Raw genomic sequence first — 20,081 nt, forward strand, 5'->3', positions numbered from 1 at the left:
AGCGACAGCGCGCTCCCGGGCGAACGCCGGCGTATCCCTCCGATCGAGCAGCAGGCATAGCGGACGGTGCACCTTCACGCCGAGCGTATCCGCGGCGGCGGTTCTCTCCGGACCGACCGCACCGCAATCCCCATGGCGTCCGATACGGTGGAAGCCGGGCTAAGCGGGATAAGCAGAAGGCGCCGTCGTGATCGGCGGTTCTGCTCGAATAGCACCGGACCTATCCAAGGCAGATCGACGAGCAGCGAATGCGTACGAGGGGGAAGCTTGCTCACCTGCACCGCTTCATAGTCCCATTCCGAGCAGACTGCGTCCGAAGACGGTCGTGAGCCCGAGGCCGAGCAAATTCATGGCCGTGCGAGCTGATATGACCTGATCGGCGCCCGTCGTGATGGTCCAGGAAAGCCGAACAGCAGACCGAACAGGCTGGCAGACGATCGCGCGGTCGCCAGCCCCATCCAGACGCTGCCGCTATAGAACGCGCCGAGCACCCCCGCAAGCGATCCGAATCAGGCATCATCCCTTCCATCCCGATGTTCAAGATCCGCTGCCGACATGAACAGAATACATTACGAGGGCCGCCAGCAGCAGCGGGACCGACAGCCGGATCGCCGCCGCCTCGCGTAACTGATCCACATTCTCTTCTCCCATACGTCTTTCGCGCCTCCTATTCGGTCAGATTGAGCCGCGCGTTTCGCGCGGCCGCGCCCGTCTTGCGAAGCCCGCGCGTCAGCCTCGCGACCAGCGCCTTCTTATAGCCGCCCAACCAGTACCGGTTGCAACAGCATCATCATGATCATGATCGCCTGAATGACGTAGACGAGCGACGTGGACGCCCCGGTGACCCGCTGCAATCGCGTTCGGCGCCGCTGCGCATGCCGCGAAGAGCAGCGCCGACCCGATGTTGCCGATCGGATGCGCGCCGCCGAGCAGCGCGACCGCGATCCCGTCGTAACCGAAGCCCGGCGAGAAGGTTCTGCATCAGCCGTGCTGAATGCCCCGTTTCCACATAGCCGCCTAAGCCGGCAAGACCGCGCTCACCATCATCACGAGCAGCATATTGCGCTTGACCGGGAAGCCCATCACCTCCGCGGCCTGCGGTTTCAAGGCCGGCCGAGCGAATCTCGTAGCCCCAGGTCGTCGGTTCAGGAGCCAATTAGAGCACGATCGCCGCGACCCACACCCTACCAATAGGACCACCCCAAGTCATGAAGAGCGCGAAGCCGAGTATGTGGCACCGCCATGGACACGACACCTGCGAATCTATACGACTTCCCACTAAGTCATCGGCGATCGCAAGGAAAAATCCTATTGCAGCCTCGAGCCGAACAGCTTGCGGGAGAATCGCGCTTGCCGGCAGCGCCGCCGATTGCGGGAGGCTCCCGCCGGCTTCCTTCAGCGGGCTGGTCACGACGTACTAATGAGATATATCCGCGCATAGTTGAGCATGATCGTATTGTGATTTCGCTGGCGCCCCGTCCGACTTTCAGCGCGCCCACGATGCACGCCCCACAAGGCGCCCCCGTATAATCCGCACAGCAGCGCGAGCGGAGGATGGACGAGCATCGGCAGCGGCGGCACAGCAGCGCGGCCATCGCCCCTGTCATGGCGCCGAGATTACAGCTGCCCTCCGCTCCGATATTGAACAGCCCGCACGATAAGCGAAGCTGTAGCTTGAGCCCGGTGAAGAGCAGCGGCGTCGCCTTCACGAGCGTCTCCTTGATGCTGCCGGCGCTGCCCGCCGCGCCTGCCAGATCAACTGATAGGCCTGCCAAGGCGAGACGCCGGCCGCCGCCATGATCAGCGCGCCGGCAAGCAGGGCGATCGCGGATCGTCAGCGCGAAGAACACCGCCTCGACCGTCCGGCGACCGCCTTGTCTGGAAGCTTTCTTTGTTCACCATTCTCCCGTTCCCCCTTCAGCGGCGATTAGTCCCTCGAGCCGAATACGGCGTAGGCGCTAGACAGCTTCTCGCGCAGCTCGTCGACCCGGCGCTGGGCACGCCGGATATATTTTCCTCCTCGTCGACCACCGTGCAGCGGCCGTTCTGTGTCGACCAAGGTAAGGCTCCCGTTCACGAGGACGGCGTGCACGTTATTGCCATTCGCGTTGTACACAGCGCGGATGAATAACGATGGACCGGCGCGATGTGCCTTTCTGCAGATTCACGATGGCAAATCGGCTTTCATGCCCGGCGCGAGCGACCCGAGCTCCGCCTATCGCCCCAGCGCTCGGGAACCGCCGCGCGTGCCCTCTCCAGCACTTCCATGGCGGGCAGCAGCGTGGAATCGGATGCTCGACCTTTGTGCGGCAGGCGGCGAACTAAGCACCTCCAGATTATCCTGGCATGTTGCTGCCGGACCGTCCGTGCCCAGCGCACGTTAATGCCTCGCTCAGATCTCCGGCACGCGGGCGAACGCCCGAAGCGAGATACATGTTGAGACGGGACAATGGATGACGGAAGCGCCGCTCTTGGCGACATTCGAGCTCGTCGTCGTTCACCAGATGCCGGTGCACCACTGCGTGGCGAGGAACCAGCTTGCTACCGCCTCCACCAGCTCCAAATTGCGCAGCCCGAACCGGCTTAGGCGTGTTCTCTGGATCTGGTCGCTCGTCTCCGCCACGTGAATGTGGTGAATGAGCCCGCGGTCCTCGCTGAAGCGGGCCGCCTTCTCCAGAAGCCCCGCGAGCAGCCGTACAGATTGAGCGGCCCATCGCGATCTCGATGCGAGGACGCCTCGCCCCTCCAGCGGTCCAGCAGCGCGTCGGTACGGGAGAAGATATCCGCCTCGCTCCTTCAGCCGGGGCTCGTAGCTAAGATCGACCCGCCTCTGGCCAAGTAGCCGCGTGCCCGTCTCCGCCATCGCCCGCAGCACGCCTTCCGTGTTCGCCTCGTCCGGTATGGACGTAATGATGGTCCATGATCGTCGTCGCGGGCCGGAATTCAGATTCTCGATGCAGGCCGATCAGCGCGGCGAGATGGAAATCCTCCGTCTCCATCGCCAGCGACCCCGGCCATATGACCTGGCGCAGCCAATCCGAGAGCTGTAATCGTCCGATACGCCGCGCAGGGAACGTCTGGAACAGATGCGTGTGCCCGTTGACAAGCCCCGGAATGACGGCCATGCTTTCGCGTCGATCGTCACCTCTCCTCGCGGTCTATGTTGGGTGGGGGGGGCTGGGGATGGGGGGGTGGGGGGGTGGGGGGGGGGGGGGGGGGGGGGGGGGGGGGGGTTTTGGGGGGGGGGGGGGGGGGGGGGTGGGGGTGGGGGGTTCGGAGCCGGAACGCCATCCGTCCAACCGTTCGTCCGACATGCCGCCTACACCGATGATGCGGTCCTGCTCGATGTACACATAACCGGGGGTCATAGACCTTTCGTTCTTCGTTCATCGTCAGAAGTCTCCGTTCACAATCAGAATACGGCTCATTGGCGATCGCCTCTTTTATGTAAGATAAGTTTTGACATTATTCGATTTCCCTCATCATATAGGATTTGTTATCGTCTGTCCATTGGCTATAGTAGACTAAAATCGGTTTTTTTTCAGCCTATTAGCTAATCTCCATGACCATATGCTACATTACCTAACATGACGAATTGATGAGGGGGGCGAATTTCATGTGTTGTCTGATTTGCTGGAAATCCCCATGTTGGAGATTACCCGCGTCGGTCGCGGGCCGGCGGGGATCTGCCGCGCCGTCCTGTCCGTCAATATGATGGATTCCCCGGATATCTTCGACTATCTCAAGCAGCACGAACTGCTGCTGACGACCGCCTACCGCGATTAAGGACCAGCCGATATTCTGATTAAGCTGGTGCAGGAGATGGCCGCGCTCGGCTGCGCGGGGCTTGGGATCAAGACGAAGCGGGTATTTGGACGGAAATTCCGGCCGAGGCGAAAGCCGAAGCCGATCGGCTTCATTTTTCCGCTCCTGGAGCTGTCGCTGACTGCTCGCTCGGCCGAGGCGCTGCATCAGATGCTGAGCCGGATTTTGGATATCGGACGAGGAGATGCCGCTGCGCGCTGGGGGGGAGCGGCACCGCAAATTTTCGGACATTATCTTGGAGGGTAAAGGGCTGCAGGATATGATCGATGTTTCGCCGAGCTGCTTGGCGCGCCGGTGCTGCTCGTCTCGGCCAATTCGGAGGCGATCGGCGCAATCGAAGCATTTTCCAACAAGGCAGCGTATACGCGCGCGTCAGCTGAACTGCAATCTCGCCTGCCATCGCTCGCGCCAGGCTCGAAAGCCCGTCGTCCCATCGACCTCCTCCTAACGGCTTCGCGGTGGGTCTGTCACCCCGATCGTTACCATCAGCCGCATGGCTGCCTGCTTACCTCGCGGCCTAGAGCATGACGAACGGTGCGCTGGCTCGCTCACGGCGGAGCAGCGTGGAACGTCATCAGCTTCGAGCTCATGAAGCGCCAGCGGTCAAAGAGCGGTCGCGCCGGTATAAGTCGACTTTCTTCGCCGACGTGGTGGACGGCCGAATCGCTTCCGAGCAGAATGCTGCATCGCGGAGGCAAATATGGCTTCAGGGTTGCGCTCATCTCTGCATCAGCATTGCGCCGGCCCGCCGCAGTCCGCGATGCCCCAAGACGGGGACGTCCGATAAGGAGCGGCTGTATGAACTGGTGAAACGCGAGGCGAAGTCGGAAGGACTTACCTCGTTCTATTCGTCCAGCATGACGGTCTGTCATGCTCCTCCCTTCGGCGGAGACCGCGGCAAGATCCGCTGGAGGCAGAATCGAATTATCCGGGCGGCTGAAGCGAATCGGGAATGAGGTCTTCGCCAGAGGCGGGGTATCGATCTCGTTCGGCATCGGCAACGCGGCCGACACGGCGCTCATGCTTGCCGCGGGCTTACCAGGAATCGTCGAGGCGCTGAACGCGGCAGGCGCGGCCAGAACCAAATTGCGCCGATTTCGTCCATTTTTACCGCGTGAAGGAGTTGAACGATCTGCTCCGCATGCTGCCGCAAGCCGATCTTTCGGAGTTCACGGCTCGATTCGTTTTCGCCGCTTGAACCCAGTTGGAGGAGAAAGATGCGGCTCGAGCTGCTTCGAACGCTCGGGCGTATTTCGATAACCATTGCAATATCGCGGATACGGCGAATGCAGCTGTTCGTTCAACCGCAACACCGTTTTATTTTTACCGGCTGGACAAATGCAAGCAGCTAACGGGCGATTCACTGCGTTCGGTGACCGACAGTCCTTGCTCTTCCGGTTGCCTTCCAAAGGATGACGTGATGAACGCCTCGCATCCCCAGGCTGCTCGAAGGCACGTATAGGCCGTAAATGCGCGCAATGAAAGAAAGGACGTCCCCGAGCCGATGAACTCGGCAGGACATCCCTAATTCGCTCTTGCTTATGCCGTGCATCCGTCCCAAAAGCGGCTGCCGGATATCCCGCATCATTCATCCAAGCGCTTTCCGTCCGCTGACTTCGCCAGCCGGCGCCGAATATCCTTTACCTCGAGAATCGATTTGTCGTACCCGTCCTTGCGGGCGCGGATCATGGCGCGCAAGCTCCTCAGCGTCCCGACGCTTGCGGAAGCACGATTCGCAGCAGCGGATACAGCCAGCCGATATAGCGATAATAGCGATGGGCGTTGTTTTAATCCTTTAATCGGATGCAGATAATCCGGCCGGAACACTGTACCGCGCTGCGAAACGGCAAGCGAAGCAGGGCGTTTCTCGGTCCTGCCCTTTCACCGTGCCCACATGCCCTGCCGATTCTCGGTCGATCCGTTCGCCGCGCCGGAATACATAGCAGAACTTCGCATGCCGGGTTGCGTTTTTTTCGGCGAGCAGCTTCGCGGCATCGATCGTCAACCGGTAGGTCAGCCGTTCATACTCCGCTTCGCTCTTGCCCACCGAAGAGATGCCCGAGCAGAAGAAGCACGCATCATAGGCCTGCGTTCCGATTCCGCGATTCGGGCCTCCAGTCCTTCCAAATCGTCTGCACGATCTCGATCAGCTTCGAATGCCGCACGCCGCAGGGACGCCGTCCTACCGACAGCACCTCCCGAACGTCCGATGACGCAAGCATTCGTGCAAGACGCCTTCCGCCCACATGCCCGTAGCCCGTAGGATCACTTTCATTTACGCTCCGCCCTGCTTTCTTTTTTTTAACCATTGTTACCCCATATCGCCGCACTAGCAAAATACGCACAGACCCGAAACGCTGCCAGCCCTGATCGCTTGACGAATTGGGGCTGCAAGTGCAAAATACAAACAGTACATTAGGCGCGAACGCGCCGTTCCGCAAGAACGCCGAAGCAAGAGGAGGTGCGGTCATGATAAATACCATTCGGTCGTAGCGTCGCGGAGGTTTATCGTCTGCAAGTGGAATGTCGTTATTATTGTGCTACCTGCCAAGGGACTCGGCCGCACGGGCGAGCTGAAGCGGCTCATGCCCGGCATTTACCAGAAAATGCTGACTCAACAGCTGCGGGAGTGGAGGATGACGGCGTCATTACCCGGAAATCTATAATTCAGTTACGCCTAAGGTTGAATATTCGCTGACTCCGTACGGATGGTCGCCAAGCCGATCCTGGACGGCCTGTGCGCGTGGGGCGACACCACATCGTAGAAGAATTATCCGGACAATTCGGCCGTGCTGCTCGATACCGAGGATTGGAGAAGGTCAGTTGTGGCTCAAAGTCTAAGGCGAGCTAGCGAGTCCGAACACATATAAAGCCTGTTGCGGCGCCAATAAGCGCGAGCAGCAGGCTTTATTTTACACAAGAGCAATAGGATTCCGCCTTTCGTCATCTTGGTATTTTGCGCGTGCGCAAGGCGACTAGAGGGCCGCGCGAAGGTCTTGCCCCGGCTGCCACACGCTCACATTCAGCTTCGGGGGGGGCTGTCCGCTTCTGGATCTCGTTCAAGCCGAGAATTTTACGGGGCCCCATTCGAAGGCATCCCGGCGGTCATCTCGCAGCTCAGCGGTAGGCCGACGTGTGGAAAACCAGCCGCTTCACTTTCTCGAACGTCGCCGCCAGCTTGCCCTTGTTCCGTCGCGAATCTCATACTCGCTGGAGAAGGCTCCCTCCTCGATATTCGATATCCTCTGCGTACGCCTCGTATTCGATTTCTTGAGAGTGAAGACATGCGCGCGCGCAGCCTGCCGCGCTCCGCGCCATCGGCGCCCGTGATGGTCCGCTTGCCCGGAAGAACGGAATAACCCGCCGCTGTAGACGAGCCCCCCGCGCCGTCAAACATCCAGCGACGAACCGAACGTACTCCGCAAATCGTCGCGTGTCGCCCACCTGATCTGATTCGCATTCATATGGCGGTCGTACCGGAATTGAAGACATTGTCTCGAAAGTACAGCTCCATGGAACCCGCCCTCCCATCTCTTCGCCTCTCGTGGCGCCTCCCGTCGGCCGCACAGCATGGCCCAAGCGGATGAATTAGTCGGCTTGACCGGCCGTCGGCGTCTCGGTGACGCGGCCCGCCTCGAACGAACGGCACAGCGCGTTCGATATCGTGGCGAGCCGCGCAAGTCCCGCTACCCAATGCGACGGTATTGACGCGGCGCCGTAGATGAGTGCCGGCAGACCGCCCGCAACCGGCGCCCGTCGTGTCCGTATCGTCCGCCTAGTTAATCGCCTCCAGCACCGGCTTCCTCGGTAAGCACGATGCATGCAAGCAGACACCATAGAGCGCTTCCAGCGTATGCACGACATATCCGCCAGATTGGATGTCCTCGCGCGCGATGTCCTGGAGCCCCCCTTTGCAGGATGGCTGATCGTATCGACGAAGCTCGGGATTCTCGCCGTAAGCGGGTTGACGGTCTCGGACGGCCCCTGCAATCGCATCGTGCAGCGGCCCGTCCGTCCAATAGACCGATCGGCGATTTCTCCACGTAAAGGGAACACCCGATTACAGATACTGTCATGTCCGTGCGTGATCGCGAATACCTGGCCGATTACCGTCATTCGCTCTTCCATCTCGGCACCTTGCGCCATAAGCAAGCGGCATATCCGCATGAGCGATCGTTGCCGTTGCTGCTCTCGGCTGTGCGTCCGGCCCGCCAATTCGGGGTGAATCAGCTCATCGTTTCAGCCTTTCGATCGCCCGGGCCTGGCAAATTGCCCGACATCGAATACGCGGGCGGCCGGCGTCCAGCGTAATTTATACAACAGCCGGTAAAATTGTCCGCAACGTCCGTACAAATCGACGCCGCCCGCATCGGCCCGGCTCTTGCATCAGCGCGAACGTCAGCGAGCTATCGTCCGACCACTTCCCCGCCGGCTGATTGTTGGATCCGTATCCGATCATGTCCGTAAGCGCGATTCCTCCAGTTCCTGTCGGGATCTGAACTCGACGGGTAGCGCCGAGCCCGTGTGGGGGGGCGTCGCCGACGCATAACCCTAGAATTCCGTCTCTAACTTTACTCATCCTCACTCCTTTTTAAATGGATGTCCGCCGTCTTAAATACGATTCTCGTCTCGTTCGCCATTCGCTCGCCCATGAATGACGTCCGCCATAGCTCCGTCATCCGCCTCTGTTAGGACCGTTGTCCATCTTCCTTAAAAGCGATATACGGAAATCCATATGCGTCCGACTTCCCCTCGCCGCCGCGGTGCCATACAGCGACTCCGCGACGAACAAATCCCAGATCGATCGAAGCCGATCAGCGCCGCCCGTCTTTGAAGACATGACGTCCCGCACATACCGTTCACGGTGGTCACGACCATCTTCCGCAATAAGGCGCGAGCAGACTCGTATGCCGACTTGTTCGTCGTCGCCCTTTTTGCGCGCTCAGTCCGCCCGCCGCTCCTATGAGAAGCGCTCCGGTGCAACGACACTTTCCCGGAACGCCATCCGCGGTGCGCAGCCGCGAGAACGTCTCGTCATGCGCAGCTGCCTGGTCGCCATACGCCGGCCGAAGACCAGGTCGAAGTCCGACAGGATCCTCCCCACGGCGACGCCTGCATCGCAAGCCCCGGTGTCCACGATTCCGTTCGTTCAAGCGCAGAATCGCAATGACACGCCTCCCGTACCGGCACCCGGTTGCTCGTCATGGGCGTCGGAAGAATCCGAGAAATCAGCGTCGTCATGCGTCAAACAATACAAAAGCCTTTTTCATCCGTATCTATCGCGCCCTCCGTAGAAAATAAAAAGCATTTGACCGCAATCAAATACTTCGCCAGGCTGTTCTGCTGAATAAGCGGCATGCTTCCCCCATGGTTCTCCATGTTTACGCGCAGTCGCATGCGCTTTGATTTTCCTTCAGGTGTACACCATATTCAGGTAACGCAAACCGGGGGGGGGGGGGGGATTTTTTTCCATGCGCCGAGTCCTTCCAATTGACTGAAAAATGCCCGCGCGGTTTACATTGTGCCACCTGGGGGTGGTGGGTTTGTTGGGGGTGGGTGGGTTTGGGGTGGGTGTGTGTGGGTTGGTGTTTGGGGGGGGGGTTGGGGGGTGGGGGGTGGTGTTGTGTTTTGTTTGTTGTTGTGTGGTTGGTGGGTGGGTTGGTTTGGGTTGGGTGACAGCCGCAGCCAGGTCAGCGTTCGCCGATGCATCAGCCAGCTGCTCAACACGCCGAAGAGCGGACCGAACAAAAATCGCTCGTATTCGCCGTGTGATGGCCGTCTGGGAGCGCCGAAACGCAGAGGGTCAGCTAAGGATGGAACAGAAGACGACCAATTGCACGCGACGATAGCCACGGAACGGCCGGATAACGCGAAACGTCATCCGTTCGGTGAACAAGCTTAATCGCAGCAGGCCGATCCCGCCAGCAGCATTTGGTACGCCACGAGCACGTAGACGTTGAAGCGGCCGCCCCAACGTTTGATCAGCAGCGGCGAGCATGCGAACAGCAGTCCGCCGCATAGGCCGACCGCCGTCCCGGACCAAAGCCGAGCCGGGCCCGAAAGCAATCGCCACACGGTAAAGCCGACCATGACGCCGACCATTGTCGCGCCGGTATCGCGCGCCGTAGAGCAGCGTCCGAGCACGATAAACGATAGCGGGTTCGTGAATGTCAAGATCGAAGATTCGGCGGCGCTAATCCATGCATGCTATGTAAGTCGCAGCCCATCACCGCACATGTCTGCAAGAGCCGATCGCAGCCACTCGCAGCCACTCGATGCCTCTTGGCAAGGTGTGTCCCGCCCAACCATGCCGATGGCTAAGCATACCGCCGGCCAGCATGTACGAACGCCCATCAGCAGGGATACGGCGGCGCATATCCAGCCCATCTTCCCGATCGGGAATCGCGATGCCCATCAAGACGTCCGTCTCAAAACCAGCAACGTGTAATTCAGTCGCATCATACGCAAACCTCCAGGTTGTCGTCGTGGTCTCATTGTATCGGAGGCTTGCATTTCTGGTATAATGAAGGGTAACGATAACGCCTCTTCGCAGTGATACCTGAATAAGTAAGGAGGGCTCTGCCATGGAAAGCGGCGATTTTGCGCATCTTTCAGGCCGTAGCAAGCGAAAAGGCTCCGTCACGAATGCCGCTCGGACGCTCGGCTATGTCCAGTCCAATATTACCGCGCGCATCCGCCATCTGGAGATCGTAACTGGGCACCACGTTGTTCACCCGGCACAACCGGGGCATGGACTTGTCGGGCAGCCGCAAGCTGCTGCTGCATTACGCTATAAGATTGTCGGTCTCCTGGATGAAGCGCGCTCGGCGTTGTCCGCATCCGATGACCCGGCGGCTCGCTGCGGATCCGGTCCGACGCAGACCGCCGCCCGCGTCAGACTCCCGAGTCTTACTAACCGCTTACTATTTGCCGCTACCGTCTGAGCGTATCGGCTGTCCATCGTGCGACCGGTCATACCAATTCCTCATCGATCAAGTGCTTCGTTACGACTTGGACGGCGCGTTCATTCGCAGCGGGCGTCGATCTATCGGAGAGCTTGCAGTTCATGCCGACGTTCGAAGAGGAGCTCGTTCGTCGTCACGCACCGTTCCATGCCACGATCTGTTGTCGCGGCTTGCTTCGCATGGCCGATCCTTGTCTTTACCGCCGGTTGCTCCTTATCGCGACTGCTTCTCAGCTTGGGTCAGATCAAAGGTGACTTCGCGAACCCGGTTACGATGGAATTTCGGCACGCGGACGCTATACAGGCGGCGTCACCGCGAGGACTTGGCATCTCGCTCATGCCTCTTGCCGTCATCCGCAAGCATATCGAAGAAGGGACGCTTTCGCGCCTATCCGTTGCCGACTGTACGGCCGCATGACGACCCACTTTATTACGCCAAGGATTCGTTCGTCAGCAGCGCGCTGCGTGAATTCATCGCTCATGCTCGCCCCGGGGGCCCTACGGCCGCGCGGTTAGAGACCCCACCTCAACTACTCCAGCCCGCGAGATTCGGATAGAAATTGCGATTTGACATTCTCCAGCTCCGGTAAGGTCTGAAGCAATTTCGCTTCGGCCGGCTCGCCCTTCAAATGGTCGGTCTAAGAAATCGGCCACGACGTCCGTTGATCAGCCGGGCCGACGGATTTTCGGCCTTCATGCGCCCGTCATGCGGTCTTCGGAGCAGCGGCGACAAGCGGGGCGCGTCCGTGAAATTGTAATGCTCCGCCCCTCTGCGGACCAGCATTTCGCCCTTGGCGTTCCATAAGCTTCGCGAATATTCTCTAAGCTCCGCCTTCGCGAGCTTACCATGGCCTCGTATTCTCCGGCGTCGAACGAAGCCATCCAGCTTGCACCCGAGCTCTCGTCTAACGCAGCCCTTTTTGTACATCTCGAAAGTCGAGAGTGTGCTGAGCCCACATGAACGGCTTGTTCAGCGCTTCCCCTCCTTCGAAGCCGGACCAACGTGCGTCCATGTCGATCCCCGCTTTGATGCGATCGTCCGCGCTCGCGAGGTAAGAAGCCGCGCCGCCGAACGAATGTCCGAGCACGCCCACCCGCGTCGTATCGATGACGCCCGCGAAATTCCGATTCGGACCCTCGCCCGCGCTTGCTGCTCCATGTACGCCAGCGTGAACAGAATGTCGTTGGCCCATTCCTTCCCGATCTGATCACGATAGGCGGCCGACTCGTCGAACCGATCGGTATCGATCCGATATTCCGCGACGCGGTCGTCGGGAATACCGTCGCCATATTGCCGTACGTATGATCGATCGACGCCACGACATAGCCGCGGCTGGCCAACGACTCCGCCTGCTCGACGTGCAGCAGTTCTCGTCGTGTGCCGTACCCGTGGTTCAGGATTAGCAGCGGGTAGCCGGCTACCTCCCGGCGGACTGCGCTCCCTCGTATGAAGACTCTTCACGTACCGAAGATAGTCCAGCTCACCTGCGGCAATTCATTCGATCCGCGAACGCCGACGAGCTGTTGGCGGCCGTCTGGAATGAACGGCATACGCTTTCCTTTGGCCGATCGTCTGCCGTGGTCCAGACTTGGATGTGAGCTCCCGCTTCGTCCCCGGCTGACTTGCCAGCAGATCTTCCCGGCTGCTCCTACCGCGTGCACAATCTCGGTGCCTACCGCATAAGGCCCCGGGCCAGCCCGGGCGCTGGAAGACGGGTATCAGCTGCGCGGCGCGCCGGAGAGCAGCAACAGCGGCGCGAGCAGATGGCGACCGTCTTCGCGAAACCCCCCCTGCCCTTCGAATCCCGATTGCGGCTTGCTCCCCACGCAGCCACAGCAGGACGGGCCGCAAGGATAGGAGGCAACAATTGGAACCTGTACCTTCCATCGTCAAAGGACCGCCAGCGCGCCTACCTCAATCCTGCGGCAATCCACATCGTTCTCCGCTTCTATTCGTGTCGGCCAATTAGCAGCAGAATGACAAGCGCCAAATTCGACGCAAGCATGCACACCTTCCACAAACGCATGTTATTTCCTCCGTTTCCTCTTTCGATTACCCCTTACATGGTAACCAAAATTGGAAGCGGTGAAACCGTCCGAGGACCATCTCCCCCCGTCTCCGGACGTACGCCTTCGTCGGACAAGCCATCCTGCCCGCAAAAGAGAGACTCCCGCGCAAGCGGAACGCCTCTCTTCGATCGTTCATGTTTCAGTTGGAGAAGATAGAGCCGAACGAAGATTATCGGCCGCTTCCTTCCTTCGGCGGCCTCGTCGGCTGCCTCCTCCGATTCCTCCGAAGCTGCACCTCATCCTCCGCTGACGCCTCTGAATCCGCTTACGCGCTTTCGTCCCCGGATGCTTCTTCCTCGTCGGCCGCTTCCTCGGCTTCCGATTCTTCCGATTCTTTCAGCCGACTCTTCGGCCGCTTCTTCTACCGCGACTTCTTCCTCGGCCGCTGCAGTTTCCTCTTCCGCTGCTTCGACTTCGGACGCGACGACTTCTTCTTGTTCGAATTCGCTCATGTACAATCCCTCCCGTTATCGCCTAGCTCCCTAAGCGTAGCTTCAGTATATCAGCTTTGATTTGCATTTTTTGTTGCTTCTTGGCGAGGACAAGATTACATTTTCGTTACAGGCGCGTATAGGGATGATGACAGCGGAGTTTCGTCATTTTAAATCGCGTTTACGGGTCGGATTTCCGCTCTTGCGTTAAAGCGAAATAGCACATGCGCAAATGACTCCGCACTTTCGGATGAAAACCGAATGACCCTTGATTTTCAACGACTATCCGTCCTTTTATGGAGACCTGCCCATAGCCCCTAATAACAAAATCGTATATTTCCAACCCCGATTAATCGCATCATGCGATCATCGTTTCCGATGCAGCCTCAACCGAAATGGAATCCGCTTTCATTTTTTTGTCCGGCGTCTGTACATATGCGGAATTGTTTGTATTATTTTGATACAAACTTTTCAGCAAGTTGCAGAACTCTCGAAGCTGCGCCGAAGCGTTAACGAGCCGAATTCACGCGAGAACATAACGTGCCGAAGCTTGGAAGACGAGCGTGGCTCCAGGCCATTCCGATCGAAACGTTCCCCGAATCTCATCTTGCTCCTGCAGGGCAAACATCCGGCCGCCTATGCCCGCTCCCTCCGCCCGCTTTAACACAATACAGCAATTTAGCGTTAAATCGCGAACTTGCATCCCTTCTGACGCATGGTATAGAATCCATCTTAACTTGCTGCACATCTTCGCAAAGGCGATGATGGAGAGAGTAAGCAGGCCTCATTTCGCAAGACAGGGACGGAACGCCGCCGACTGAGAGCGTCCGAGCGAAATCGCCTGCCGAAGTTCACTCCGAAGCCGGCACCTGAACGTACGCGTGGCGTCTCGTACGCGTTATCAGTAGGACTGTCCGTATTCCCTGCGTTAAAGGGTTTGAGTGAGCATCCCCGCCTGATTCAGATACAGGACCCGGGCTGCTAATTAGGGTGGTACCACGACTTCTCGTCCCTTGCGGAGGAGAGGTCTTTTTTATTTTATACGCATAAGGAGAGAAGCAAGATGAGTGAGACACGACTGGAGAAACTGCGCCGCCAATTGGACGGCGTCAATCAAGCGCTGCTGACGATGCTGAGCGAGCGCGCGGAGATCGCGTTGGAGATCGGGGCCGAGAAAGAAAGACAGGGCGTGCCCAAATTCGATCCGGTGCGCGAGCAGCGGATGCTGAAGGAATTGGTCGCCCAGAATAAAGGACCGTTCGACGACGATACGATCCGCCATCTGTTCAAGCAGATTTTTCAAGCCTCGCTCAAAATCCAGCAGGAGGATCATGGCAAACACCTGCTCGTCAGCCGTAAGCGTCAGGAACGCAACACGGTCGTCGCGCTCGGCGAGGTCGAGGTCGGCGGCGGCAAACCCGTGATGATCGCCGGCCCTTGCTCGATCGAGAGCTACGAGCAGGTCCGAGAGGTCGCCGCACACCTGAAGGCTTCCGGCATCACAGTCATGCGGGGCGGCGCCTTCAAACCGCGTACGTCGCCGTACGATTTCCAAGGACTCGGCTTGGAAGGGCTGCGGATCCTGAAGGAGGTTGCGGACGAATTCGGCCTCCAGACGATAAGCGAGATCGTCGATCCCGCCCATATCGAGCTCGCCTGCGATTACATCGACGTCATCCAAATCGGCGCGCGCAACATGCAGAATTTCGAGCTGCTGAAGGCGGCCGGCGACGTTCGCAAGCCGATCCTGCTCAAACGCGGACTGGCCGCGACCATCGACGAATTCCTGCATGCGGCGGAATATATCGTCTCGCGCGGCAATACGCAGGTCATGCTCATCGAACGCGGCATCCGCACCTACGAGAAGGCAACCCGCAATACGCTCGATATTTCCGCCGTGCCGATATTGAAACAGGAAAGCCATCTGCCCGTGCTGGTCGACGTGACGCACTCTACCGGACGCAAAGATATTTTGGCCCCGTGCGCCAAAGCCGCGCTGGCCGCAGGAGCCGACGGCGTCATGGTCGAAGTGCACCCGAACCCGGCGATCGCGCTGTCCGATGCCGCTCAGCAGCTTAATTTTTCTGAATTCACAGACTTTTATGACGACGTTCTTCGTTCCGGCTTGATGAAATAAGTGATATAATGCTCGCATCGCTTACAGCAGGAGGGTAAAGGATGAAAATTTATGTGGTGCTCGCCTTCACGGAAGACGGCATGGAGAACGTGTATGTAGGGAGCGACGAAGAGCGGGCGCTTGCCATGACGCTCGAGGACGCGGAAGGCGCGGATGCGCTGTTCGTGGAAATTTGGGAAGACGGCGAGAAGACCGACGACTATCGCCTAATATAATACGTCGGAACGTACGGCAGCGGTTGGCGGGTGCATGAGAAGCCCCTCGGCCGCTGCCGTTTGCGCGTTTAGGCGAAAAATTAGTTGGAGAAGAAAGGCAAAAGGCAGCGCGACAGGTCTCCCTGCCTCCGCTGCCTCGCGTACGATTTACCACTTCAAATTGGACCCGAACAAAAGCGCATTGCTTAACGCCCGGCCTGGCGTCGTGACCGTCTTCCCGCCGGACAGGAGCCCCGAAGAAGCGCCCCCGTCCAAATTCATGGCCTGCACAGCGCCAAGCTGCTGCATGATGAGCGCCCACTGCTTCATCGTCGCGCCCGGCACGGTGGCCAGCATGACCGAGCCGTTCTTCAGGACGGCGATTCCGCTGCGCGCGCCGCCCCCGGTAAGGATTTTCGGATCCTTGAACCCTTCCGCCGCCGGATTGACCGCGACTTGGCCATTCTTCACCAGCCGCGGGCCTGCTCCGATCGCCGTATGCACATCGGACCAATCCAGCTCCTTGCCGGCGTCGCTGCGGTACGTGAACGTATAATCCACCTTCGCGCCGACTTGGAAGCGTGCCGCTTGACCGCTCTCGTTCCCCTCGAAGACGAGGACGAAGCCGCCAGACGGAATCGCGACGTTCTCGCCGCGGGCAATGCGGGCTACCGTGCCATTCTGCACGACAACCGCCGTCTCCGCCGCGAAGCCGATCCGGCTTCCTCTCGCCGGTGTGAACAGCGTTGCCGTCGTGTCCGACACCGGCGTCCGGTTTAGGAAGTATGCATACCAGCTCTTCGGCCCCTTCTCGTTCGCGACCGATCCGGCGATGCCCAGGCGCAGTGTATCCATAACCGCCGTGCCGTCCCATCTGAATCCGATCGTCGTGCCCGTGTTGCCGATGTGGGCCGGAATGCCGTTGCTGATCACGTTGCCGTACGGATCGGGCACACCGTTGTACGCCTCGAAGAACGTCCCGTTGATCGCCGTATCCGCCCGATAAGCGGCGGCGATGGCCGTCAAGCTTTGCGCGCGGCCCACTTGACGCGACGCCAGCCCCGCCGTCACCGGCGTTCCTTTCGGCACTGTCACCGTGCGAACCGAGAACGTCCGGCCGCCGGCCTTCACCGAGCGTACCGCGTACGACGGCTTGACGGCAAGCGGCTTCGCCGCGGTAATGACGACCGGAAGCGACAAGGTCGCCACGCTCGCGTCCGTGAACGCCTTCACGGTAACCGTCGTTCGTCCTACCGACACCGGCAGGAGGACGCCTTTCTCGTTCACCTTCGCGATCGACGGATTCCCCGACGCGTACGCAATAACGGCCGATGCTGGCGCGATCAGCCGATCCTCGAGCGGCACGCGGCTATTCGCCGCCGTCGTTACCGTAGCGGACGGGTAAGACAGCCTTGTCTCGATTGCGGCCGTATCAGCCGACGCGATCGACGCACTCGCTCCCGTTCCGGTTACGCCGCCGCCCGCGAGCAGCGCGGACGCCCCGAGAATCAGCAAGCCGCTTCGCCATGGATTGTGCTTCTTCATCCCTGATTACCCCTTCATTTGCAGCTAAATAGACCTCTACCTATTTGTCGGTATTCGGCTGTCCAAAGTGAAGGCTGCAACGACGATTCGGCAGTTGGCGTTCGTTGCTGTAGACATGCTTACGCCGAAGAAAAAGGAGCCCCTCCGCCCGGGCTCCTTTCGCGTGCTTCCTATTTTTCGTAGCCTTCGTTCTCGATCTTCATTTCGCCGTCCGCCAGCTGCTGGATCCCGTCGCTTGTCCCGGCGTTGTACACGTCCTCGAATTGCTCGCGCGTCAGCTCGGTTCCCTCCAGCTGTGACGCGTTTTTGTTCTTTTTGCTCATCGCCTGCCGTCTCCTTTCGACGTTGGAATGCGATTACTCGCCCGGTATAGCATTCCACCTTTCCCGGTTTTCTTTGCGTCTGCAGCCGAAGAAAATCGGGAAAGAAAGGATCGGCGTACGTGTTACATTTCGCGTATCAGCACATACACGATTAAACCGAGAATCGGGAAAAATAAAATCGCCAGCAGGACGAGCAGCGCGAATTCCGGACTTCTGCCTTTTCTGCGCGCATCCTTGAACGCCCATACGCACACCATAATATGAATAATGAATAACAGGAAACTGAAGAATAATAAGCCTAACCCGAACAAACCGAATCCTTCCACTTGCATCACCTCGCATCCGCGTTAGTAAGTAATACTACGCCGCCGATGCCATACGGTAACCATTCTTTTACTATTATCCGCTTCTGCACACGGTAACGCCACCTACAAAGCACGTCTACTCTCGCGCCTCTTCTCGCAGCGGCTTCGCATCAAGCGGAATGTCATGCGGCGCCACCGAGACGAATGCTGCTTGAAACGTCCCGCTGTAGCGAAATACCGGACCGGCCATCGGGTTGACCACCTGCACGCGGATTTGGAAGCAGCCCGCTTCGTCGTCATACCACTCGCACACATCCGCGGTGCCGGTCAATGTTCGAGGGAACGGAAACCGCAGCCATCGCTCATAAAAACGCTGATCGGAAGAACGGATGCGCAGCCCCCCCGTTCGGCTCGGCCGACAGCTCCAAATCCACGGCCAAATGCTGCTTGCTGCCCAAATAATCGACGATTCGCGATCGCTTCTCGCTGTAAATCATCGTGGCGTCGAACTTGCGGATGGCCCCTGGGAACCGGAAGGCGCGCAGCCAAGTGACCGTTTCGCGTCCGAAGCTGTCTACGTACGCATAATTGCGGATGTTGAACGGGATGTCGCGTCCGCCCTGCGGGAACATAATGTGTCGGGTCGCGCCCAGCAGCAATGGGGCAACCGCCCATTTTGCATACCAGACCTGCTCCATTGTTCCATGGCCGATCGAAGCGACCCTGTCGCGGCTGCCGAAGCCGAACCGCTCTTGGATGCGAGGATGCAGCTTACGGAATTCCGCGCCGAGCGCCTGTTCATAGATGGACGCCATGACCATCCACCTTCCTCTCGGCGCGTCTCACCGGTCTGCGGCGGCATCGACCTGCCTGCGGCAGATTATTCGCGGTTCGCGAAGCGACCCAACCGAGCCCGATCATCGGCAGACTGAGCGTCAGCGGGTTAAAGGGAGCGGCCAGCAGCTCCGGATTCGCGACGAATGCCGCCGCCGCGAGCATGCCGAGCAGTAAGCCTTGCGCCGCGAACAACCGTTTATGCCGATGGAAAACGAAGACGGCTGCCGCCATCCCGATCTCGGCAATGCCCATCCACGTCAGCACGTTCGTCTCGCGACCAGGGAACCATCCGGTTTGCAGCATCAATTCCAATTCGCCGCCTCCCGGCATCAGCAGCTTCGGCACCAGCCCTTCATAGGTCCACAGCGCTGCGAGCAGCATCACGGAGCCATAATGAATGAGCGCCCGTTCGATCGTGATTGCCGGCACGATGCCTCTCTCCAGCCAGATTCGCAGCGCATCGAAGCTCCAAGCCGTCGCGTAGCCCATAAGCGGGCGGAAAACGTAACGGTCGAATATTTTTCCCGCCGAACCGAACCGCGTGTCGTAATCATATTGGGTCAGGAATACGATACGCCCGTCCTGCGGCACATATTTCCAATAGCCTCGGCCTTCCCGAATCAGCGAAGCGCGTTGTTCCGAGCCGAATCGCAGCGTCGACACCCGCTCGCCCGTGCGGACATCGAACCGTTCCTTCGTCTCCCCCGACCCTTCGATGCGAAGGCCGAAACCGATGCGCGTCATGTAGCGAAAATGCTGTGCGCCCGGGCTTGTTTTCGGCAAATAGCGTATTTCCGAGAAACGGAGGTCCCATTGCTCGTGTTTATCCGGCTGCTGGGTATGCGCCCAAAGGTGGTCCATGTCCGTCTTCATGTCCAGTTCAACGTAAATCGGCTTTGCCCTCTTCATCGTTCCCATCCGCTCCCTCTTCCGCCGGCGCGAACCGGCTTACAATATCCGGTGTAGGAAGCAGACAGACTTCGCTCCGTCCGAACAGCCGGTAACGGCTGCCCGCGATGCGGTCGTACGCCCAATCCCGGATGAAGGATGGGACGACCATCAACATCGCGAGCATCCGCCATCCCCCGCCCAGCTTGCGCAGCACCCACAGCGCCGCCTCGGACTTGACATAGGCTCGCCCCCCGTCGATGAGCACGAACGTGTCCATGTCGCCTTCCGGCAATCCATGCCGTCTGAGCAGCCCGATGCCGGCGGGCGATTGCAGCGCCACGAATCGAAACCGCTTGGCGGGATCGCGCGCAATGACGAACCGCGTAATGCCATGGCACAGCGCGCATTCGCCGTCGATCAGCATGATGTCGGTATACTCTGCCGCCACATTGGTTTGGCCGTTGGTGCCCATCGCTGTCTGCCTCCTCTTTACGAATTTATTGTAAGCCTGCCTGGTGCCGCGCGTTAGTTCTAACTTTCGAGGGAGGAAATGAAGAAA

21 protein-coding genes and 4 pseudogenes are annotated in these 20,081 nt (G+C 59.3%); 9 read left to right on the forward strand and 16 right to left on the reverse strand.

Translation table 11 applies throughout. From position 1 onward, the window contains the following. Positions 1-1,554: 1,554 nt before the first annotated feature. Entirely contained in the window at positions 1,555-1,800 is a 246-nt protein-coding gene (locus ACFSKT_RS00005) for a hypothetical protein (protein ID WP_377776271.1), read from the forward strand. A 127-nt stretch (positions 1,801-1,927) separates the two neighbouring features. Here ACFSKT_RS00005 and ACFSKT_RS00010 read toward each other — a convergent pair whose 3' ends face one another. From ACFSKT_RS00010 to ACFSKT_RS00020, 3 genes are all read right to left on the reverse strand, one after another. Beyond that, positions 1,928-2,059: a hypothetical protein gene (locus tag ACFSKT_RS00010; protein WP_377776272.1), complete on the reverse strand. Its 132-nt coding sequence runs from the start codon at positions 2,057-2,059 to the stop codon at positions 1,928-1,930. 438 nt (positions 2,060-2,497) lie between these two features. Continuing rightward, positions 2,498-2,863: a hypothetical protein gene (locus tag ACFSKT_RS00015; RefSeq protein WP_377776273.1), complete on the reverse strand. Its 366-nt coding sequence runs from the start codon at positions 2,861-2,863 to the stop codon at positions 2,498-2,500. Beyond that, positions 2,814-3,125: an amidohydrolase family protein gene (locus tag ACFSKT_RS00020; RefSeq protein WP_377776274.1), complete on the reverse strand. Its 312-nt coding sequence runs from the start codon at positions 3,123-3,125 to the stop codon at positions 2,814-2,816. Before ACFSKT_RS00020 ends, ACFSKT_RS00015 begins: the two co-directional genes overlap by 50 nt. A gap of 493 nt (positions 3,126-3,618) precedes the next feature. Between ACFSKT_RS00020 and ACFSKT_RS00025 the strand changes: the two genes are divergently transcribed. From ACFSKT_RS00025 to ACFSKT_RS00035, 3 genes are all read left to right on the forward strand, one after another. Beyond that, the gene (locus ACFSKT_RS00025; RefSeq protein WP_377776275.1) at positions 3,619-3,786 is read left to right on the forward strand and encodes a PucR family transcriptional regulator ligand-binding domain-containing protein; all 168 of its coding nucleotides are present in this window, start codon (positions 3,619-3,621) and stop codon (positions 3,784-3,786) included. 36 nt (positions 3,787-3,822) lie between these two features. Further along, positions 3,823-4,071 carry a hypothetical protein gene (locus ACFSKT_RS00030; RefSeq protein ID WP_377776276.1) on the forward strand — a complete coding sequence of 83 codons (249 nt, stop codon included), beginning with the start codon at positions 3,823-3,825 and terminating at the stop codon, positions 4,069-4,071. Between the two features lie 317 nt (positions 4,072-4,388). After that, positions 4,389-4,781, forward strand: a complete 393-nt coding sequence (locus tag ACFSKT_RS00035; protein ID WP_377776277.1) for a hypothetical protein — start codon at positions 4,389-4,391, stop codon at positions 4,779-4,781. Positions 4,782-5,620: 839 nt separating this feature from the next. Here ACFSKT_RS00035 and ACFSKT_RS00040 read toward each other — a convergent pair. After that, complete coding sequence (locus tag ACFSKT_RS00040) at positions 5,621-5,872, reverse strand: hypothetical protein (protein WP_377776278.1); 252 nt, start codon at positions 5,870-5,872, stop codon at positions 5,621-5,623. A 460-nt stretch (positions 5,873-6,332) separates the two neighbouring features. Between ACFSKT_RS00040 and ACFSKT_RS00045 the strand changes: the two are divergent. After that, positions 6,333-6,590: pseudogene (locus tag ACFSKT_RS00045) on the forward strand (winged helix-turn-helix transcriptional regulator). An 823-nt stretch (positions 6,591-7,413) separates the two neighbouring features. Here the strand turns inward: ACFSKT_RS00045 and ACFSKT_RS00050 are convergent. From ACFSKT_RS00050 to ACFSKT_RS00060, 3 genes are all read right to left on the reverse strand, one after another. Then, positions 7,414-7,647 carry a hypothetical protein gene (locus ACFSKT_RS00050; protein ID WP_377776279.1) on the reverse strand — a complete coding sequence of 78 codons (234 nt, stop codon included), beginning with the start codon at positions 7,645-7,647 and terminating at the stop codon, positions 7,414-7,416. Between the two features lie 490 nt (positions 7,648-8,137). Continuing rightward, positions 8,138-8,404, reverse strand: coding sequence for an ADP-ribosylglycohydrolase family protein (locus ACFSKT_RS00055; RefSeq protein ID WP_377776280.1), 267 nt, complete (start codon positions 8,402-8,404; stop codon positions 8,138-8,140). A gap of 1,319 nt (positions 8,405-9,723) precedes the next feature. Beyond that, a complete protein-coding gene (locus ACFSKT_RS00060; protein WP_377776281.1) occupies positions 9,724-9,999 on the reverse strand; it encodes a hypothetical protein in 276 nt (91 codons plus the stop codon). Positions 10,000-10,409: 410 nt separating this feature from the next. On the opposite strand from ACFSKT_RS00060, the gene ACFSKT_RS00065 reads away from it, so the two are divergent. Continuing rightward, the gene (locus ACFSKT_RS00065; RefSeq protein WP_377776282.1) at positions 10,410-10,769 is read left to right on the forward strand and encodes a helix-turn-helix domain-containing protein; all 360 of its coding nucleotides are present in this window, start codon (positions 10,410-10,412) and stop codon (positions 10,767-10,769) included. 168 nt (positions 10,770-10,937) lie between these two features. Beyond that, positions 10,938-11,207, forward strand: a complete 270-nt coding sequence (locus tag ACFSKT_RS00070) for a LysR substrate-binding domain-containing protein (protein WP_377776283.1) — start codon at positions 10,938-10,940, stop codon at positions 11,205-11,207. A gap of 487 nt (positions 11,208-11,694) precedes the next feature. On the opposite strand, the gene ACFSKT_RS00075 is transcribed toward ACFSKT_RS00070, so the two are convergent. The 3 genes and pseudogenes from ACFSKT_RS00075 to ACFSKT_RS00085 form a co-directional block, all read right to left on the reverse strand. Continuing rightward, a complete protein-coding gene (locus tag ACFSKT_RS00075) occupies positions 11,695-11,982 on the reverse strand; it encodes an alpha/beta hydrolase (protein ID WP_377776284.1) in 288 nt (95 codons plus the stop codon). Positions 11,983-12,100: 118 nt separating this feature from the next. After that, positions 12,101-12,238, reverse strand: a pseudogene (locus tag ACFSKT_RS00080) (alpha/beta hydrolase); the annotation flags it as partial. Positions 12,239-13,095: 857 nt separating this feature from the next. Next, positions 13,096-13,311, reverse strand: a complete 216-nt coding sequence (locus ACFSKT_RS00085; protein ID WP_377776285.1) for a hypothetical protein — start codon at positions 13,309-13,311, stop codon at positions 13,096-13,098. 1,042 nt (positions 13,312-14,353) lie between these two features. On the opposite strand from ACFSKT_RS00085, the gene ACFSKT_RS00090 reads away from it, so the two are divergent. Together ACFSKT_RS00090 and ACFSKT_RS00095 are read left to right on the forward strand one after the other, a co-directional pair. Further along, positions 14,354-15,427 (forward strand): bifunctional 3-deoxy-7-phosphoheptulonate synthase/chorismate mutase, encoded by a 1,074-nt coding sequence (locus ACFSKT_RS00090; RefSeq protein WP_377719793.1) that lies wholly within the window; start codon positions 14,354-14,356, stop codon positions 15,425-15,427. Positions 15,428-15,468: 41 nt separating this feature from the next. Further along, on the forward strand, positions 15,469-15,642 hold the full coding sequence (locus ACFSKT_RS00095) for a hypothetical protein (RefSeq protein WP_377719792.1): 174 nt from the start codon (positions 15,469-15,471) through the stop codon (positions 15,640-15,642). Positions 15,643-15,789: 147 nt separating this feature from the next. On the opposite strand, the gene ACFSKT_RS00100 is transcribed toward ACFSKT_RS00095, so the two are convergent. The 6 genes and pseudogenes from ACFSKT_RS00100 to ACFSKT_RS00125 all read right to left on the reverse strand — a co-directional run bounded on the left by ACFSKT_RS00100 (position 15,790) and on the right by ACFSKT_RS00125 (position 19,994). After that, positions 15,790-17,166 (reverse strand): phosphodiester glycosidase family protein, encoded by a 1,377-nt coding sequence (locus tag ACFSKT_RS00100; protein WP_377719791.1) that lies wholly within the window; start codon positions 17,164-17,166, stop codon positions 15,790-15,792. 170 nt (positions 17,167-17,336) lie between these two features. Then, a pseudogene (locus ACFSKT_RS00105) lies at positions 17,337-17,504 on the reverse strand (DUF4025 domain-containing protein); the annotation flags it as partial. Positions 17,505-17,611: 107 nt separating this feature from the next. Then, complete coding sequence (locus ACFSKT_RS00110) at positions 17,612-17,821, reverse strand: PLDc N-terminal domain-containing protein (RefSeq protein WP_377719790.1); 210 nt, start codon at positions 17,819-17,821, stop codon at positions 17,612-17,614. 109 nt (positions 17,822-17,930) lie between these two features. Beyond that, a pseudogene (locus ACFSKT_RS00115) lies at positions 17,931-18,609 on the reverse strand (DUF4166 domain-containing protein). Continuing rightward, positions 18,593-19,540 carry a DoxX-like family protein gene (locus ACFSKT_RS00120; RefSeq protein WP_377719788.1) on the reverse strand — a complete coding sequence of 316 codons (948 nt, stop codon included), beginning with the start codon at positions 19,538-19,540 and terminating at the stop codon, positions 18,593-18,595. The pseudogene ACFSKT_RS00115 and the gene ACFSKT_RS00120 overlap by 17 nt, the downstream one beginning before the upstream one ends. Continuing rightward, on the reverse strand, positions 19,512-19,994 hold the full coding sequence (locus ACFSKT_RS00125) for a thiol-disulfide oxidoreductase DCC family protein (protein ID WP_377719787.1): 483 nt from the start codon (positions 19,992-19,994) through the stop codon (positions 19,512-19,514). Before ACFSKT_RS00125 ends, ACFSKT_RS00120 begins: the two co-directional genes overlap by 29 nt. Between the last annotated feature and the right edge of the window lie 87 nt (positions 19,995-20,081).

Source organism: Paenibacillus xanthanilyticus (assembly GCF_042682185.1).
GTDB classification, from domain to species: Bacteria; Bacillota; Bacilli; order Paenibacillales; family Paenibacillaceae; genus Paenibacillus_Z; species Paenibacillus_Z xanthanilyticus.

Bases quoted from the DNA above. Each gene is read 5' to 3' on its own strand.
- ACFSKT_RS00005 (WP_377776271.1), top strand. From the start codon at position 1,555: ATGGACGAGCATCGGCAGCGGCGGCACAGCAGCGCGGCCATCGCCCCT.
- ACFSKT_RS00015 (WP_377776273.1), bottom strand. From the start codon at position 2,863: ATGGCGGAGACGGGCACGCGGCTACTTGGCCAGAGGCGGGTCGATCTT.
- ACFSKT_RS00020 (WP_377776274.1), bottom strand. From the start codon at position 3,125: ATGGCCGTCATTCCGGGGCTTGTCAACGGGCACACGCATCTGTTCCAG.
- ACFSKT_RS00030 (WP_377776276.1), top strand. From the start codon at position 3,823: ATGGCCGCGCTCGGCTGCGCGGGGCTTGGGATCAAGACGAAGCGGGTA.
- ACFSKT_RS00050 (WP_377776279.1), bottom strand. From the start codon at position 7,647: ATGCATCGTGCTTACCGAGGAAGCCGGTGCTGGAGGCGATTAACTAGG.
- ACFSKT_RS00055 (WP_377776280.1), bottom strand. From the start codon at position 8,404: ATGAGTAAAGTTAGAGACGGAATTCTAGGGTTATGCGTCGGCGACGCC.
- ACFSKT_RS00065 (WP_377776282.1), top strand. From the start codon at position 10,410: ATGGAAAGCGGCGATTTTGCGCATCTTTCAGGCCGTAGCAAGCGAAAA.
- ACFSKT_RS00070 (WP_377776283.1), top strand. From the start codon at position 10,938: ATGCCACGATCTGTTGTCGCGGCTTGCTTCGCATGGCCGATCCTTGTC.
- ACFSKT_RS00075 (WP_377776284.1), bottom strand. From the start codon at position 11,982: ATGGGCCAACGACATTCTGTTCACGCTGGCGTACATGGAGCAGCAAGC.
- ACFSKT_RS00085 (WP_377776285.1), bottom strand. From the start codon at position 13,311: ATGAGCGAATTCGAACAAGAAGAAGTCGTCGCGTCCGAAGTCGAAGCA.
- ACFSKT_RS00090 (WP_377719793.1), top strand. From the start codon at position 14,354: ATGAGTGAGACACGACTGGAGAAACTGCGCCGCCAATTGGACGGCGTC.
- ACFSKT_RS00095 (WP_377719792.1), top strand. From the start codon at position 15,469: ATGAAAATTTATGTGGTGCTCGCCTTCACGGAAGACGGCATGGAGAAC.
- ACFSKT_RS00100 (WP_377719791.1), bottom strand. From the start codon at position 17,166: ATGAAGAAGCACAATCCATGGCGAAGCGGCTTGCTGATTCTCGGGGCG.
- ACFSKT_RS00110 (WP_377719790.1), bottom strand. From the start codon at position 17,821: ATGCAAGTGGAAGGATTCGGTTTGTTCGGGTTAGGCTTATTATTCTTC.
- ACFSKT_RS00120 (WP_377719788.1), bottom strand. From the start codon at position 19,540: ATGAAGAGGGCAAAGCCGATTTACGTTGAACTGGACATGAAGACGGAC.
- ACFSKT_RS00125 (WP_377719787.1), bottom strand. From the start codon at position 19,994: ATGGGCACCAACGGCCAAACCAATGTGGCGGCAGAGTATACCGACATC.